General features: G+C 70.2%; 14 protein-coding genes. 4 read left to right on the top strand and 10 right to left on the bottom strand.

Features of this window, described 5'->3' with window-relative positions; genetic code table 11:
* The first annotated feature begins 6 nt into the window (after nucleotides 1–6).
* Nucleotides 7–1,023, top strand: a complete 1,017-nt coding sequence (locus AC30PD_RS19830) for a DMT family transporter (protein ID WP_489537407.1) — start codon at nucleotides 7–9, stop codon at nucleotides 1,021–1,023.
* Nucleotides 1,024–1,041: 18 nt separating this feature from the next.
* Nucleotides 1,042–2,310, top strand: a complete 1,269-nt coding sequence (locus AC30PD_RS19825) for a S41 family peptidase (protein WP_489537406.1) — start codon at nucleotides 1,042–1,044, stop codon at nucleotides 2,308–2,310.
* Between the two features lie 16 nt (nucleotides 2,311–2,326).
* Here AC30PD_RS19825 and AC30PD_RS19820 read toward each other — a convergent pair whose 3' ends face one another.
* The 3 genes from AC30PD_RS19820 to AC30PD_RS19810 are packed head-to-tail and all read right to left on the bottom strand — an operon-like array spanning nucleotide 2,327 to nucleotide 4,359.
* Nucleotides 2,327–2,836, bottom strand: coding sequence for a TPM domain-containing protein (locus AC30PD_RS19820; protein ID WP_489537405.1), 510 nt, complete (start codon nucleotides 2,834–2,836; stop codon nucleotides 2,327–2,329).
* Between the two features lies 1 nt (nucleotide 2,837).
* Complete coding sequence (locus AC30PD_RS19815; protein ID WP_489537559.1) at nucleotides 2,838–3,740, bottom strand: TPM domain-containing protein; 903 nt, start codon at nucleotides 3,738–3,740, stop codon at nucleotides 2,838–2,840.
* Between the two features lie 28 nt (nucleotides 3,741–3,768).
* On the bottom strand, nucleotides 3,769–4,359 hold the full coding sequence (locus AC30PD_RS19810) for a LemA family protein (RefSeq protein ID WP_489537558.1): 591 nt from the start codon (nucleotides 4,357–4,359) through the stop codon (nucleotides 3,769–3,771).
* Between the two features lie 223 nt (nucleotides 4,360–4,582).
* Between AC30PD_RS19810 and AC30PD_RS19805 the strand changes: the two genes are divergently transcribed.
* Nucleotides 4,583–5,368 (top strand): cytochrome P460 family protein, encoded by a 786-nt coding sequence (locus AC30PD_RS19805; protein WP_489537404.1) that lies wholly within the window; start codon nucleotides 4,583–4,585, stop codon nucleotides 5,366–5,368.
* Between the two features lie 10 nt (nucleotides 5,369–5,378).
* Here AC30PD_RS19805 and AC30PD_RS19800 read toward each other — a convergent pair whose 3' ends face one another.
* From AC30PD_RS19800 to AC30PD_RS19770, 7 genes are all read right to left on the bottom strand, one after another.
* The gene (locus AC30PD_RS19800; RefSeq protein WP_489537403.1) at nucleotides 5,379–8,237 is read right to left on the bottom strand and encodes a TonB-dependent receptor; all 2,859 of its coding nucleotides are present in this window, start codon (nucleotides 8,235–8,237) and stop codon (nucleotides 5,379–5,381) included.
* Between the two features lie 111 nt (nucleotides 8,238–8,348).
* Nucleotides 8,349–8,690 (bottom strand): hypothetical protein, encoded by a 342-nt coding sequence (locus tag AC30PD_RS19795; RefSeq protein ID WP_489537402.1) that lies wholly within the window; start codon nucleotides 8,688–8,690, stop codon nucleotides 8,349–8,351.
* Nucleotides 8,691–8,829: 139 nt separating this feature from the next.
* Nucleotides 8,830–11,745, bottom strand: a complete 2,916-nt coding sequence (locus AC30PD_RS19790; protein WP_489537401.1) for a protein kinase domain-containing protein — start codon at nucleotides 11,743–11,745, stop codon at nucleotides 8,830–8,832.
* A 70-nt stretch (nucleotides 11,746–11,815) separates the two neighbouring features.
* The gene (locus AC30PD_RS19785) at nucleotides 11,816–12,358 is read right to left on the bottom strand and encodes an ECF-type sigma factor (RefSeq protein WP_489537400.1); all 543 of its coding nucleotides are present in this window, start codon (nucleotides 12,356–12,358) and stop codon (nucleotides 11,816–11,818) included.
* Between the two features lie 91 nt (nucleotides 12,359–12,449).
* Entirely contained in the window at nucleotides 12,450–13,400 is a 951-nt protein-coding gene (locus tag AC30PD_RS19780; protein ID WP_489537399.1) for a hypothetical protein, read from the bottom strand.
* A gap of 47 nt (nucleotides 13,401–13,447) precedes the next feature.
* Nucleotides 13,448–14,329, bottom strand: coding sequence for a patatin-like phospholipase family protein (locus tag AC30PD_RS19775; RefSeq protein WP_489537398.1), 882 nt, complete (start codon nucleotides 14,327–14,329; stop codon nucleotides 13,448–13,450).
* A gap of 11 nt (nucleotides 14,330–14,340) precedes the next feature.
* Entirely contained in the window at nucleotides 14,341–14,943 is a 603-nt protein-coding gene (locus tag AC30PD_RS19770; protein WP_489537397.1) for a GNAT family N-acetyltransferase, read from the bottom strand.
* 171 nt (nucleotides 14,944–15,114) lie between these two features.
* Here AC30PD_RS19770 and AC30PD_RS19765 point away from each other — a divergent pair, with 171 nt between their 5' ends.
* Nucleotides 15,115–16,365 carry a beta-ketoacyl-[acyl-carrier-protein] synthase family protein gene (locus tag AC30PD_RS19765; RefSeq protein WP_489537396.1) on the top strand — a complete coding sequence of 417 codons (1,251 nt, stop codon included), beginning with the start codon at nucleotides 15,115–15,117 and terminating at the stop codon, nucleotides 16,363–16,365.
* Nucleotides 16,366–16,397: the final 32 nt, after the last annotated feature.

Here is a 16,397-nt window from a genome sequence, read left to right as displayed (position 1 = left end):
CGTGACATGAGCGACACTCCCGCGCTCATGTTCACCGCACCGCTGTTCACCGGAGTTCTTTTCGCGCTCGCCGCCGGCCTGATGTGGGGGCTGGTGTTCGTCGGCCCGCTGCTGCTGCCGGAGTACCCGGCCACGCTGCAGTCGTTCGGGCGTTATCTGGCCTTCGGGCTGATCGCCTTGCCACTCGCGTGGTTCGACCGCGACAAGTTGCGCCAGCTCGCGCGCGCCGACTGGCTCGAAGCATTGAAGCTCGCGCTCGTCGGCAACATCGTCTACTACCTGTTCCTGGCCAGCGCGATCCAGCGTGCCGGCGGGCCGCTGCCGACGATGATCATCGGCACGTTGCCGGTCGTGATCGCCATCACCTCGAAGCTGCGCCGCGCGGCGCCCGGTGCGCGTGTCGAAGCGCCCTTGCAATGGCGGCGGCTGCTGCCCTCGCTGGTGTTGATCGGCCTGGGCATCGCGCTCGTCAACCACGTCGAACTCGATGCGCTGAAGCGCGACCCGCAGGCCGACCTGGCGCGCTACGCGCTCGGTGGCCTGCTCGCCGCCGGCGCCGTGGTGTGCTGGACCTGGTACCCGATCCGCAACGCCGAGTGGCTGCGCGCCCACCCCGACCGCAGCCCGCGCGGCTGGGCCACGGCGCAGGGCCTGATGACGCTGCCGCTGGCGCTGATCGGCTATGCGCTCACGTGGGGTTGGAGCGTGGCCAGCGGCGATGCGTTTGCCATGCCTTTCGGCCCGCGCGTCGCCGATTTCCTGATGCTGATGTTCGCGATCGGCCTGCTCGCGTCGTGGCTCGGCACGCTGTGCTGGAACGAAGCGAGCCAGCGCCTGCCGCCGTCGCTCTCGGGCCAGCTGATCGTGTTCGAAACCCTGGCCGCGCTGAGCTACGCCTTCGTGTTGCGCAAGAGCCTGCCGCAGGTCGAGACGCTCGTCGGCGTGGCGCTGCTGATCGCGGGCGTGGTGTGGGCGGTGCGCACGCAGCCCACTGGGGCGAGCGCCGACGCGCACCCGAACTGAAGGCGGTAGATTCCGCTCATGCCGTCGCTGATCGCATCACTCCTTCCCCGCCTCTGCTTCGCCGCCCTGCTCGCCGCCGCGCTGCCGGTTGGCGCGGCAGACGAAGCGGCCTTCCCGAACGCCGAGCAGCGTGCGGCCGAGTTCGCCCACTTCTGCCAGTTCGTCGAAGGGGAGTACGCGTACTTCGACAGCCGCCAGACCGAGTGGCCGAAAGCCTGCGCGTTTTACGCCGCACAGACCGCCGAGGCGACCGACCGCAACGCCTACGTGAGCCTGCTCGAGCGCGCCCTCGGCGAGCTCTACGACGCGCACGCGCACCTGGGCACGAACACACCGCAGTCGCCGCGCCTGGTGCCGACGCAGAGCAGCGTGTTCGGCGAATGGCGCGCCGGCAAGGCGCTCGTCGTCGCGGTCAAGCCCGGGTCGGCGGCCGAACAGGCCGGGCTGCGGCCGGGTGCCGAAGTGTTGGCCGTCGATGGCGAGCCGGTCGAAGCGGCGCTCAAACGCCTCGAGCCGAAGTTCCTCTCGCAGCCCGACCCGGCCGCTCGCGCCTGGGCCTTGCAGATCGTGCTGGCCGGTCACCGCGACCGCCCGGCCACGCGCCTGGACGCGCGCGTCGACGGGGCGGCGCGGGTGTTCGAGTACGAAGCGCCAGCCCCGCAGCCCGGCACGCTGCTGTCGCACCGCCGCGTGGGCCGGGTCGGCCACGTGCGCATCCACAACTCGCTCGGCGACCCGGCCCTGGTGCAGGCCTTCGATGCCGCGCTCGCGGCCATGCCCGACGTGCGCGCGCTCGTGCTCGACCTGCGCGACACGCCGAGCGGCGGCACCTCGTCGGTGGCGCGCGGACTCATGGGCCGCTTCGTGCGCCGGCCCATGCCCTACCAGCGCCACGAACTGGTCTCGGAGTTTCGCAGCAGCGGCGCGCGCCGCCTCTGGGTCGAATACGTGGCGCCGCGCGGCACGCCGTTCCTGCCGCCGGTGGTCGTGCTCGTCGGCCGCTGGACCGGCAGCATGGGCGAAGGCATCGCGATCGGTCTGAACTCGGCGCGCGGCGCGCGGGTGCTGGGCCAACCGATGGCGCACCTGCTCGGCGCTTTAGGCGAAACGGTGCTGCCGCACTCGAAGATCCCGGTGCGCGTGCCCACCGAAAAGCTCTTTCACGTCGACGGCCGGCCGCGCGAAGCCTTCGTGCCGCGTGCGATCGCGGTCAGCACGAGCGCCGGCAGCGCCGACCCCGAGCTCGATGCCGCGATCACCGAGGCACTGGAAGCCAACTCGCGCTGAGCGCGCCGCGCGCGGCTCAGCGCAGATCGGGCGTGTCGGGCAGTTCGTTCGGGTTGGCTTCGCCCGGCGCGAGCGCGAAGTGCTCGCGCAACAAGGTGTCGACCGCATCGACGGCCTGGTTCAGGCCGGCCTCGAACTCGCCGCGCTGGAATGCGGCTTTCATCGTGGCCGTGATGCCTTGCCACGCCGCCGCGTCGACGCGCCGCGCCACGCCGCGGTCGGCCACGATCTCGATCGCGTGTTCGGCGATCAGCAGGTAGATCAGCACGCCGTTGTTGTGTTCGGTGTCCCACACCCGCAGCTTGCCGAACAGGGCGACGGCACGCTCGCGCGGCGAGGCGCCACGGCGCAGGTAACTCCAGGGCAGGCCGGCTTCGACGCAGACGCGGATCTCGCCGCTGTGCCCGGCCTCGCTGGCCGCCACGCGCGCCTGCACACGTTGCAGCGCGCCGGCGCCGAGCAGGCGCTGCGCGTCGCGCTCGTCGAAACGGCGGTGCTTCAGAAGGCGTGTCACCCAATGGCTCATCTCACCAGTCCCCCGAGGCGCCACCGCCCCCGAAGTCGCCACCGCCACCGGAGCTGAAACCGCCACCTCCGCCGCCACCGCCCCCAAAACCACCGCCGAATCCACCGCCCCCGCCGCCCCAGATGATCGGCCCGCCCGAGCGCCCACCGCGGCTGCCCAGGCCCATCACGCCGACGAGAAAGAGCGCGATCAGGCCGGCACCGCCGGCCACCAGCAGGCTGGCCGTGAGCCACCAGCCGATGCCCCCCACGGCCGCGCCGGTGGCGAGCGAGCCGAGCTTGCGGCCGAAGATGCCGGTCAACACCGCGCCGGCGATCGGCACGCCGACGAACAGGAAGATCGCCAGGTCTTGCAGGTCGAAGCCGCCGAGGCCACGGTTTGCGCCGCCGCTTTTCGGCGTGGGCTCGGGCAAGGCTTCGCCCGCGATGCGCGCGCCGAGCTTGTCGACCGCCGCGTTCAGGCCACCGGCGTAGTCGTCGGCGCGGAACGCCGGCTTGATCTGCTCGTTGATGATGCGGCCGGCGATCACGTCGGGAATGGCACCTTCGAGCGCTTTCGCCACTTCGATGTTGATGCGCCGGTCGTTCTTGGCGACCACGATCACGACGCCGTCGCCGACGTCGCGCCGGCCCACCTTCCAGGTGTCGGCCACGCGCTGGCCGAAGCTGGCGATGTCTTCGGGTTGCGTGGTCGGAACGATCAGCACGACGACCTGCGCGCCGCGCTGGGTCTCGATCGCTTCAAGCTTGGCCGACAGCGCCTGCGCCTGCGCCGGCGTGAGCGTGCCGGTCTGGTCGATCACGCGGCCGCTGAGTGGCGGCACCGGCACGTCCTGCGCGTGCGCTGGCGCGCCGACACAGAGCGACGCCGCAGCCAGCAGCGCAGCGAACAGGCGCAGGGGCAGGCGCACTAGAAAGCCTGCAATGCGGCGATCACTTCGACGCCGGCTTGTCGAAGCTCACCGCGGGCGGCTTCGAGATCTCGGCTTCGTTCTGCACCGTGAAGCTGGGCTTGACCTTGTAGCCGAAGATCATCGCCGTCAGGTTGCTCGGGAAGCTGCGCGCCAGCACGTTGTAGTCGGCCACGGTCTTGATGTAGCGGTTGCGCGCCACGGTGATGCGGTTCTCGGTGCCTTCGAGCTGCACGCGCAAGTCTTGAAACGCCGCGTTCGCCTTCAGGTTCGGGTACTGCTCGGCCACGACCATCAGGCGGCTCAACGCGCCGGTGAGCTGGCCTTGCGCGGCCTGGAATTTTTCGAACGCGGCCGGGTCGTTGACCAGTTCCGGCGTGGCCTGGATGCTGGTGGCACGCGAGCGTGCCTCGATCACCTTGGTCAGCGTTTCCTGTTCGAAGTTGGCTTCGCCCTTGACGGTGGACACGATGTTCGGGATCAGGTCGGCGCGGCGCTGGTACTGGTTCAGCACCTCGGCCCAACCGGCCTTGACCTGCTCGTCCAGCGTCTGGAAGTTGTTGTAGCCGCAGCCGCTCAGGCCGACCGCGGCCAGCAGCGCCAAAGCCGCCATGCCCAGGCGTTGGCTGAAAGTGTGGGCCGCGAGGTACGGAAGGGTCAGGGTGCGAGACATGCAGGTTCCTCCAGAAGAGTGCGGGGCGATGCTACCGCGCGCGCCGAAGCTGGGGCCGATACGGCGGCGTTTCAAGGACATCGAAGGGCGCCGTGTCCGGAAACTGCCGGCAGCGGCGTGAGACGAGCAATAGACCACCCGTCGGTGGAACAAGGGTGACACGATGACATCCAGAACCAGGATCTTCCACGCGACGACGGCCCTGCTGTTCGGTGCCGCCTCGATGCTGCCGCGGCCCGCGCAGCCGGCCAGCGACACACCCACCTCCGCCGCGTCGCTGATCGGCGCGTGCCAGGCCTGCCACGGCCACGACGGGCTCGGCGACAGCGCCGACGTGCCCAACCTCGCCGGGCAGAAGCTGAACTACCTGGTGCGCCAGCTCGAAGCCTTTCGCAGCGGCGAACGCAAGAACGCACTGATGGCGGCGATGGCGGCGCAGCTCACCGATGCCGACATCCGCGCGCTGGCCACGCACTGGAGCCAGTTGCCCGGGGCACGGCCGGCGGACTCGCCGGCGCCGGCTGCGGCCGCCATCCGCTCGCGCATGGCCTTCCCCGCCGGCTTTCCCGAAGGCTTCACGGTCTACGAAACCACCACCGCCGCGCCCGACGGCAGCTTCGTCAAACGTTACGCGAACGAAGTGGCGTTGCGTTCGCTGCGCGAAGGCGGTGCACTGGCTCAGGGATCAGCAATCGTCGTCGCCAACCACGGCAGCATGCGTGGGGTCACGTCCTACGCCGCGATGGAATCACGCGCCGGCTGGGGCGCCGAGCTGCCGCTGCTGCTGCGCAACGGCGACTGGGACTACGCTCTCTTCGGCGCCGACCGCGCGCGCCGTGACATGCTGAACCAGGCGCCTTGCCTGGCCTGCCACAAGCCGCTGGCGGCCGACAGCTTCGTCTTCACGATGAAGGCGCTGCGCGAGCGCGCCTTGCAGCGCGCTCCCTGACCCCGCAGCTTCAGAACCGGTACTTCAAGCCGACGTTGAAATACCGCCCGACCGCGCCGCTGTAGTCGAGCGGGTTGTAGCCGTTGGCGCCGTAGGTGGTCGGGTCGAGCGGTGGCGTGCGGTCGAACAGGTTCTGCACCGAACCGAAGACTTCGATCTTGTCGCTCGCTTTCCAGCGCGCCGTCAGGTCGACTGTCGTGAACGACGCGATTCGGCAGCCGCCCGGCGCGTCGGAGCCGTCGGCGAAGATCGTGGCGCAGCCGTTCGGGTCGTCCTTGAAGAGCTTGTTCGACAGCGGCCCGCGGTAGTTGGCAATCGCCGCCACGCGCCAGGCGCCCAGCTCCCAGGTGGCGCCCAGGTTCACGCGGTCGGCCGGCGTGCCGATGCAGTTGGTCACGTTGCAATTGCCGTGCGTGCCAGCGAACTCGAAGCTCGTGCCGTCCTGCTCGCGGCGCAACCACTTGAAGAGGTGCGTCCACTTCGCATCGAAGGTGAGCTTGCCGAAGTCGGGGCCGAGCGCGAAGCCCTGGCGCAGGTCCAGGTCGACACCACGCACCGTGGTCTGCGCCGAGTTCACGTACTTGGCCAGCACCGCGATGATGGCGCCCGGGTCGCCGGGGATGTTGGTCGCCGTCGACGGGTCGCGTGCCACGTGCCCGGCCGCGATGGCAGCGTCGGTCTGCTCCTGGTTGATCTCGTTGCGGCGCTCGATCTGCCACAAGTCGATCGACAGGCTGGTCGCCGGCGCAGGGTCCCACACCAGGCCGAGCGTGAAGCTCTTCGACTTCTCGGGCCGCAGGTCGCGGTTCGGCGACGTGATGATCGACACCCCCGCGGCGCTGCAGGTGCCCGGCACGCCGAGAGCGCAGCGCACCGGGTCGATCGCGGTGGTGAACGCTGCCAGCCCGCCGTCGCCGTTCTCGGCCGAACTCGGCGCGCGAAAGCCTTCGGCGTAGGTGCCACGCAGGGCGAGCTGGCTGACCGGCGTCCACTTGAGGCCGAGCTTGGGCGTGAGCGAGTTGCCGACGTCGGAGTAGTGGTCGACGCGCAAGGCCGACGACAGTTCGAGCGTGGGCAACACCGGCGCCACCACTTCGGCGTAGGCGGCCGTCACATCGCGCACGCCGCTGTAGGCCGAGTAGCCAAGCCCGATGATGTTGCCGCGCTCGGTGCCTTGTGTCGGCGAAAGGCGGACCGACTCGCGCCGCAACTCGGCCCCGAGCGCCACGCCGAACGGCCCGCCGGGCAGTTGCCCGAATTCGCGCGAGGCCTTGAAGTCGATCTGCCCGGTCTTGCTGAGCGCGTCGTTCGAGATCGTCGGCGACAGCGCCGCGTACAGCGCCGCCGAATTGAGCCGGGCGTTCTCGGCGATGCGCCACACCGTGCCGGGCGGCAAGGCCGCATAGGCCGGGCTGTTCGCCAAGGCCGAAGCGACCGCGGCGGCGTCGCCCGGGTTCAACAGCGCAAAAGCCACGTCGCGCTGCAGCGTGCCGGTCTGGGTGTTCGAGACCTTGTTCTGCGAGTAGAGCACGGCGGTGTCGAAGTTCCACGCGTCGAGCGAGCCCTTCAGGCCAGCGACGACGCGCATGAAGGTCGAGTCGACACGGCTCTCACGCGGGCCCACGTCGGCGGCCAGGTAGCGCAGGCGCGCGGCCGTGCCGAAGTACGGGTTGTCGGGGTGGTCGGCGCCGAGCGCCACGCCGGCATTGCTGACCGGCCCGCCCGGGTAACCCACCGAGGCGTTCACACCCGAAGGCGTGGTCGCGGATTCTGTCTTGCTGTCGTAGAGGTTGAGTTCTGCATAGGCGAGCATGTCGCCGGTCAGCGCCAGCGTGCCGCGGCCGAAGAAGTTCAGGCTCTTCTGCGAAGGCTGCACCTGCCCGTATTGCTGTGGCGCATCGGTCAGGCAGCCACCGCCCGGGTCGCCCTGAGGGTGGCTGGTGAAGTTGGAACATGCGGCGTCGGCAAAGCTGCGCGTGAAGCCGACGCCGGCCAGGTTGCCGCGGTTGTAGTAGTCGAGCGTGTTCGGGTTGCGCACGTTGCCGTTCACGGCACTGCCCGCCAGGTTGTTGCCGACGATCGCGCCGGTGCCGCCCAGGCCCGCGGTCGCGGCATCGAAGCCGAAGTCACGCAGGTCGGCGCGGCCGACCGCGCCGCGGCCCGCGCGGTCGCGGTTCCAGATCTCGTTCTTCTTCGCCGCCTCGAGGTTCAGCAGCACGTTGTAGCGGTCGGTGTCGAGGTTGCCGAACCCGGCGGTGAGCGCCGCGCGCGTGTCGGCCCCGTCGCCGTAGCGCGACTGGCCGTGGCTCGCCTTGGCGACGACCCCCTTGAAGTCGCGCCGCAGGATCACGTTGACCACGCCGGCGATCGCATCCGACCCGTAGATGGCCGACGCGCCGTCTTTCAATATCTCGACCCGGTCGACCGCTTCGAGCGGGATCATGTTCAGGTCGGCGAACACCTTCTGCCCGTCGTCGGCCAGGCCATAGGGCGCGATGCGGCGGCCGTTCACGAGCACCAGGGTCGAAGCGGCGCCGAGCCCGCGCAGCGACACGCCGGAAGCGCCAGCGGCGAAACCGGCGCCGAAGTTCACCGGCACCGAGCCCTGGTTGTCGACGGCCAGCGTCTGCAGCAATTCGGCGACCGTGGACTTGCCGGACTTTTCGATGTCATCGCGCGTCACGGTCTGCACCGGCGAGGCGGTCTCTGCCTGCGCGCGCCGGATGTTGGAGCCGGTCACCTCCACCCGTTCGAGTTGCAGTGGTGACGGCGACGGTGACGGTGGCGGTGGCTCTTGTGCGCCGGCGAGCACGGCGCTGCCGCCGAACACCACCGACAGGCTTCGGGCCAGCAGGCTTGTCTTGAACATCAAAGGCTCCTGTTGAAACGTGGGTCGCATGTCAGGCCGGCACCCACGTGCCGACCCTTGCCCCGTGTTCCACGCAGCGGCGCCGCCGATGCGGACAGCGCTGCTCGCGCGTCAGCCGGCCTGCAGCGCTGCCTGCCAGCGCCGCTCTGAAGAAGTCATGGCCACGATGCGGCCGATGCGGCCCAGCATGTCGAGAAAGATCGACAGGAAAAGCGGCAGCGACGGCGTCACGAACACCGAGAACAGCAGCGCCGGCACGCGCCACAGGCACTGGATGGTTTCGGTGCGGATGCACGCGTCGCCGATGCCGCTGTTGCCGCGCAGGTACTTCAGGATCGGGCGCAGGTGGTACACCGGCAGCATCACCGCCGCCAGAAGATAGGCGCTCCACAACAGCGATTGAAAGTCGCTGAACTGCGCCAGGTGTCGGTCGAAGAAAAAAACGCTGGTCATGTGCAAGGGTTCCGTGGGATCGCCGGGGGCGCCGGCAGAGTGGGTGGGTCTCCAGTTCCACGTCTGCTCCGGCGCATTCCGGACAGCGATCTGCTTCGCACCTTTGGGGGTGCCGCCTGCTGCGGCGAGGGCGCTGCGATCAGCCGGCGAGCAAGTGCTGCAAGGCCGGCAGCCTGGAGGCGCGCAGCATGGTCTCGGCTTGCTCACGATGCACACGCGCGTCGTTCGTCTTGCCAGACATCGCTTGCGCGCGCGCCAGCCAATGCAGCGCTTCGCCATGCCACTCGCTGTTCGGGTTCACGCCTTCCCAGGCGCTCGCCAGCGGCAGCAACAAGGCCTCGGCTTCGCCAGAACGGCCGTTGCGCAGATGCACGCGGGCCAGGCCGATCAACACATCGGCCTGGCCCACACCGGGCTCGACCTGGGCCTTCGTGAACAACGCATGCGCAGCCCGCAGCGATTCTTCAGCGCGCGCGAAGTCGCCGAGCTCGAGCCAGGCGCTGCCGGCTTCGGTGTGCGCCCTGGCCTGCACGTGGAGCGGAACCTCGTTCAGCTTCGGCTCGGCCAGCGCTTGCTTCGCGAGCGCCAAGGCCTCGCTCGGCCGCTGTTGCAATCGCGCATTGAGCGCGGCGACGACCCGCGCGCCGGCGCGCTGGCCCAGGTGTTGTTCACCCGCGAGATCGGCCGCCGCCGCGGCACGGCGCGCAGCCGCTTCGCTGTCGCCGCCGAGCGCCAGCAAGTGCGCCTGTCCGAGCTCGTTGTCGATGCGGCGGTTCAAGGGCACGTCGATCGACGGCAGCGGTAGCGCGGCGATGCGGCGCTCCAGCGCTGCAGCTTCGTCAACCCGGCGCGCCAGCGTCAGCGCCTCGACAAGGATGCCGCCGAATTCGGCGAACTCCAACTTGTCGGCCGAGCTCAGCCGCGCCTGCAATGCGAGCGCTTCGCGCGACACCGACACGGCCTCGACGGCCCGGCCCGATGCCCGCAAGGCCACGGCCAACGCGTACATCGCCCATGCGACCCGCGCGGTCTCGCCGCCGTCGAGCGCACGCTGATCCTTCAGGGCGCGCTGCAGCACCGGCACGGCATCACCGGGCCTCTGGTTCGCGGCGAGCGCGTTGCCATAGGCGCGCTCGACCTGGTTCAGCGTGGCGTCGGGCGTCTTGTCGCCGAACGAAGCGCGCGCACGCGAGAGCGCGTCGGTCGCCGTGTCGAGTTGGCGGGCGTTGTCGCCCAGCCAGCCGAAGATGGCCGAGCGCACCCGCAGCGTGCGGATCGTCTCGCGGTGCAGCTTGCCCAGATACGACTCGCCGATCTGAATGGCCTGCTGCGACGCGGCGTAGGACTCGTCGGCCCGGTTGCGCAAGGCCAGCACCCACGACTGGCTGCGCAACGCGAACACGGCGCTCTCGGCCGTGCCCGGCAGGCCGGCAAGCGCGTCGGGCACCACCTCGGCGACGATCTTCTCTGCCGCCGCCAGGTCGGCGTAGTCGAGTGCTTCGACCAACAGGGCCTTGCCCTGCAGCGTGATCGGGTGGCGGCGCCCGAATTCCTTTTCGGCACGCCCGATCGCGGCGCGCAGCGCGGCCTCACCCTGGCGCGCTTCACCGAGCGAAAAGAAGCCCTGGCCGACGATCACCCCGAGTTCGGCCGCGGCACGCGGGTTGCCGGCCAGTTCTTTTTCGATGCGTTGCGACGCGGCCAGCAACAGGTCGCGCGCGGTCACCACGCCACCTTCGCGCGGCGTGGCCTGCTTCAGCACCGAGGCCATGAACTCCTTCACTTGCTCGGCGCGGGCCGCTTCGTGCCGCGCCTGCTGTGCCTGCCACAAGGCCACCGCGAACCCGAGCACGACCGAGGCGGCCACGGCCGCCACGCTGGCGCTGACGAGCCGGTTCCTGCGCATGAACTTGTAGAGGCGGTAGCGCCGGCTCGGCGGCCGGGCCTGAATCGGCTCGCCGTCGAGGTGGCGCCGCAGGTCGGCGGCGAACGACTCGACGCTGGCATAGCGCCGCGCCGGGTCCTTGTGCAGCGCCTTGACGATGATGTTGTCGATGTCGCCGCGCAGGGCGCGCGCCAGGCCCTTGTCGGCAGCGACGCGGGTGCTGGCCAGCGGCACGTCGGCGGCCAGGATGGCCTCTTCGAGCGCCGCCATGCTCTGGCGGCCGAGCCGGTAGGGGCGCTGCCCGGTCATCAACTCGTACAGCACGACACCGAGCGAGTACACGTCGGTGGCCACGCCCACCGGCCGGCCGGCCACCTGCTCGGGCGAGGCGTAGTCGGGCGTGACGGCGCGGCCCATCAACTGCGTGAGCGCGGGCGAGCGCGCTGTGTCGTCTTCGAGCATCTTGGCCACGCCGAAGTCGAGCAGCCGCACCTCGCCTTCGGGCGTGACGAGGATGTTGCTGGGCTTCAGGTCGCGATGCACGATCAGCCGGGCATGGGCGTGCGCGATCGCTTCGGCCACCTGAAGGAACAGCCGCAGGCGCTGCGGCACACCGAGCGCGCCGTCGCGGCAGTGTTCGTCGATCGGCCTGCCGCAGACCCATTCCATCGCCATCCACGGCCGGCCGGCCGTGGTGACGCCGGCGTCGTAGAGCCGTGCGATGTGCGGGTGTTCGAGCGCGCCGAGGATGTCGCGTTCGCGCGCCATGCGCTGCGCCAAGCCGAGCGCCCAGCCGGCGCGGGGCAGCTTCAGCGCCACCTGGCGCTGCAACACACCGTCGGCACGCTCGGCGAGCCACACGTTGGCCATGCCGCCGGCGCCGATCTCCTGGATCAGCCGGTACGGTCCGACCTGGTCGCCCGGTGCGTCGGGCGGCATGTCGAACGGTTCGAGGGCGTCGAGCGAGAGCCCGATCGGGCGCTGCAGGAAAGTGTCGGTCTCGACTTCGGCGCGGGCCAGCAGGGCGCCCAGTATCGGGAGGTCGCCCTGCTGAGCCGGCGGCAAGGCGCGCAACCACGCGCCACGCTCGTCTTCGGGCAAGGCGAGTGCGGCCGCCAGCAGCGTGTTGATGCGCTGCAGTCGGTCGGTGTCGATGCCGGGGCTGTTCATCGTGCTGGGAGGGCGAACCGGTGGCATGCGTTGTACAACGCAAACGGCCGCCGCGGGCGGACAAAGCCGATCAGCGGCCCAGCATGTCGGCCAGCAGCAGCCGGGCGCGTTCCCAGTCGCGCCGCACCGTGCGGTCGGTGACACCGAGCGCGGCGCCGATCTCGATGTCGGTCAGCCCCGCGAAGTAGCGCATCTCGACCACGCGCACCAGCCGCGCGTCGACCTTCTCGAGCGTTTCGAGTGCGTGGTGCACCGACAGGATCTCGTCGTCGGACGCGCCCATCACACCGCCGGCCATGGTGTCGAGCGTGACGTGTTCTGCGCCGCCACCGCGGCGGTCGGCGCTGCGCCGGCGCACGAAGTCGATGACGATCGAGCGCATGGTCGTGGCGGCATAGGCCATGAAGTGCTCGCGGTCCTTGAGCTCGACGCCACCATCACGCTGCATGCGCAGGAAGGCCTCGTGCACCAGCGCTGCGGTGTCGAGCATGGTGTGGCGGCCGCCGCCGGCCAGGCGCGAGCGCGCGAGCCGGCGCAGCTCGTTGTAGAGCGCCGGAAAGAGCTGCTGCACGCTCTCGGGGACCGGTGGGGCGGGGGTTTCTCCAGCTCGCATCCCGTCGAGCATAACCATCGTCGTGATCGTCACCACCCCCCATGAACAACAGCCCGCATCGCGGCAGGGTTGCCTCGACGCGTGGCGGGTTTCACAACATCAGCGGCGCGAGCGCCGCACCGATGCGCTGCGCCTGCGCGTCGTCGAGCATCGAACCGAGCAGGCCGCTGAAGTGCGGGTGGCGCACGCCCGAGGCGATGTACTGCCAGCGGTAGGCGCCGAGCAAGGTTTGCCCGACCCGTTCGGCCTCGGGCCCGTGAGGCGCGCGGCCGCAAGCCTGCAGGAAGTAGCCGGTGTCGGCAGCCGCCTGCGCCTGCAGGATGCCGTCGACCGCGCCCACCAGGCCGATCAGGTCGTCGACCGCCACGTCGCGCTGCGCCGGCGTGAGTTGCGCGTCTTCACATTTCCATTCGAGCTCGTCGACGATGGCGTGCTGCGACTCTTCGAGCCAGTGGAACAGGAACACGTCCTTGTAGAGTGGCGAGAGTTCGCTGTCGGGCTCCAGGCTCTGGCGGTAGTGCACCTGCGTGAAGAGTTCGATGTGGCAGGTGAGCGCGAGCACGGCCCAGGTCGACGCCGACATCACGGCCTGCGCCACCGCGTTCGGCTCGGGCACGAACCGGTAGCCCTCGGGCATGCTTTCGGCAGCGAGCTCTTCGACGCGCCGGAACAGCGCCTGGTGCTTCAACTCTTCGTCGGCAAAACGCACCAGCGCTTCGAGCGCGACTTGGTCGCCGAACCAGTGCGCGCGGCTGATCTCGAGCATCTTCGCGCCGATGAAACGCTCGACCAGACCGAACATGCTGGCGTAGGTGCGGCCCTGGATCTGGCTCAGCAGCCGGCGTTCGTCGGGCCACAGGAATTCGAGCCCGGCGATGCGCGCCAGGCCTTCGGGCAGGAACCGCTGGCTGAAGTCGAAACGGCGGCCGCGGATCACGTCACGTTCGATCTCCCAGCGGATGCGTTTCGAAGCATCGATGCAGCGCGCGTAGCGCTTCGTGTCGGTCGGTGGCGTGCTGTGGCTCAGTTCTGCAACGGTCATGGGTTCTCCGGGGTACTTCGGTTCTGGATGAAAAGCTTCTTGCGCCGTCATGCAGCGCTGCGTTGCGGCGTGCGGTCGAGCAACGCCACGATCTCGGGCAGGCGCACTTCGGCAGCGCGGCGGCCGGCCTCGAACAGGTAAGGCATGGCCTCGGTGTCCCACAGGCCGACGCGCCGGTTCAACACCAGGTCGATGTGGATCACCCGCTGCCCTGCGGCCCGCGCGGCCTCGGTGCGGGCCTGCATCAGGTTGTTGATGAGCGCGGTGCTGGTCTGCGCCACGAGTCTCGAAGCGCGGTCGACGCGGCGTGGCATGGCCCCTTGAAAACCGAGTGCGATCACGGCCTGCGCGTCGCTCGCGGCGCCGAGTGGCAAGGGGTCGGAGATGACACCGTCGACCAGACGCCGGCCCCCGATCTCGACACTCGGGAAGATGAACGGCACCGCCATGCTGGCGCGCAAGGCGTCGACCAGCGGCCCGCGCGTGAGCAGCACCGGCTGCCCGCTGGCCGCGCAGGTGGTGGCCACGCGCAGCGGCGTGGGCAATTCTTCGAGCCGCAGCTCGCCGAAGGCGCGTGTGATGCGCTCGGCGATCAGCCGGTCGTCGCGCAACGCGAAGCCGGCCCCGAAGCCGGCCAGCCGCGGTGCGATGAGTTGGGCGTAGGCGAGCCAGCGCCGCTGTTTGGTGAGCTCGGCCGACCAGAGCTGGGTGGCGCTGCGCAAGGCGGCGTCGCTGCCCATGCCGGCGGCGATGGTGGCGCCGAACAGTGCCCCGGAACTGCAGCCGACGATGAAGTCTGGCGCGATGCCTTCGCGCGCCAGCCGGTCGGCGATGCCGACCGCGGCGATGCTGCGCACGCCGCCGCTGCCGAGCACGAAGGCCAGCCGCGGTGCGGCGCCGGGGCGAGCATCTTCGAACTTCGTCTTCATGAGGGTGTCTTTCAGAAAGAGTGCGAATGAACCTGGCGCGGCAACGACCAGCGCCACCGGCTGGGTGCGGCGGGCGGCGTGCGCAACAGCGCCGGCTCGCGATCGAGTTGCAGCTCGATGCCGACGAGCCCTGCGTCGCGGCGGTTCGGCGTGCAGAGAAAACCGCAGCGCTGAACCAGTGCCAGCATCGGCGCGTTGTCGGCCAGCACCGAGCCATGCAGCCAGCGCAGGCCGGCGTCGGCCGCGGCGTCGCGCAGCGCCAGCGTGGCCCGCGCACCGAGGCTGAGGCGACGCCACGCCGGCGCCACCATCAGGCCGAACTCGGCCGCTTCGCCGCTCGCGTCGAAAGCGCAACGCGCGTCGGCGATCAGCGCGTCGCGGCCTGGGCCGTGCGCCACGACCACGAGCGCGATCTGCTGCGCCGGTGCGGGCGTGACCATGGTGCGCAGGCGCTCTGGCGCGAGGGCGTTCACGGCGCCGTGAAAACGCCAGCGCCGGTCGCGCGGCGCCAGGCTTCTGATCAAGGCGTCGAGGCGGTCGTGGTCTTCCGCGCGCGCCGGCCGCAGCGTCAGCGCCGTGCCGTGAGGCCCTTCCCAGTGTTGAACGAGTGGCATGCGCAATCTCCCTGTCTGCTGTTCCACGCAGGGCCCACGTCGATCCGGACACCCTCTTGTGGGGGCCCTCCGGCTTGTCCGCCAACGCCTGCCCGGCGCGTGGAACCGGACACCTCTCTTTCAAGCACAAGGAACCTCCGTGTCGAACCCCTTTCATCGAAGAGCGCTCGCGTGAGCGGGCGCCAGGTTGTCATCACCGGCATCGGGCTGGTCACGCCGCTGGGCACCTCGTTCACCGAGTTCAGCCGCGCGTTGTACGAACCGGGCGCGCGTTTCGGGGCCGTGCTGTCGCGCCACGCACCAGCGCTGCCGGGCGCGCGCGTGCAGATGGCACTCGATGCCGAACTCGACCGCAGCGAACAGCTGCTGTCGGACCGCGCCACGCGGCTCGCGCTGCTCGCGTCGTCGCGCGCCCTGCACGATGCCGGCTGGTCGGCCGGCGCCGCGGCGCTGCAAGACTGCGGTGTGTTCGTGGGCTGCGCCTCGGGGCCGACGGAATCGGTCAGCGCCTCGTACACCACGCTGTTCGAGAAGGGCCGCTTGCCGGCGCTCACGCTGCTGCGTTGCATGCCGAGCGCGGCCGCTGCGAGCATCGCGATACGCCACGGCCTGCGCGGCCCGAACCAGACGTATGCGAGCGCCTGCGCCTCGTCGACGCTGGCGATCGGCGAAGCGATGCGCGCGATCCGCCACGGCTACCTCGACGTGGCGCTGGCCGGTGGCACGGAAGCGCCTTTCGGCGACGGCACATTGAAGGCCTGGGAAGCGCTGCGCATGCTCGCGCCACTGGGTGAGACGCCTTGCGACGACGACACCCGCACCGCCGCGCTGGCCGACGCCGCCTGCCGGCCCTTCGACCGCGATCGCAGCGGCATCGTGCTCGGCGAAGGCGCGGTGTTCTTCGTGCTCGAAGCGGCAGAGCACGCTGCTGCGCGCGGCGCACCCGCCTTGGCGCGGCTTGCCGGCTTTGCCGCCACCGGCGACGGCCACCACTGGACCGAGCCCTGCTCGGCCGGGCAGGTGCGGGCGATGCAAAACGCCATGCGCGACGCTGAAGTCTCGGCACATCAGATCGGCTACGTCAACGCTTACGGGCCTGGCACGCCGATCGGCGACCGTGTCGAGGCCGGCTCGATCGCCAGCGTCTTCGGCTCGGGCCCGAAGGCGCCCTGGGTCAGCTCGACCAAGGCGACCCACGGTCACCTGTTGGGCGCTTCGGGCGCGATCGAACTGGCGGCCTCGGTCGCCACGCTCGCGAGCGGCAAGGTGCCCGCGACACGCAACCTGCGCGAGCCCGACACGGCCATCGTCGCGAACCTGGTGCGCGAAGACCCGGTGCCCTTGCCCGCCGGCAGCGCGGTGCTGTCGAACTCCTTCGCGTTCGGGGGCAGCAACGCCTGCCTGGTGGTTGCGGCAGCCTGAGCTGAAGTCGCGCGCCGATTCGCTAGAGTCGA

Source organism: Rhizobacter sp., assembly GCF_032229685.1.
Lineage (GTDB): Bacteria > Pseudomonadota > Gammaproteobacteria > Burkholderiales > Burkholderiaceae_C > LMDS01.
This window is presented reverse-complemented; position numbering and strand designations above follow the sequence as displayed.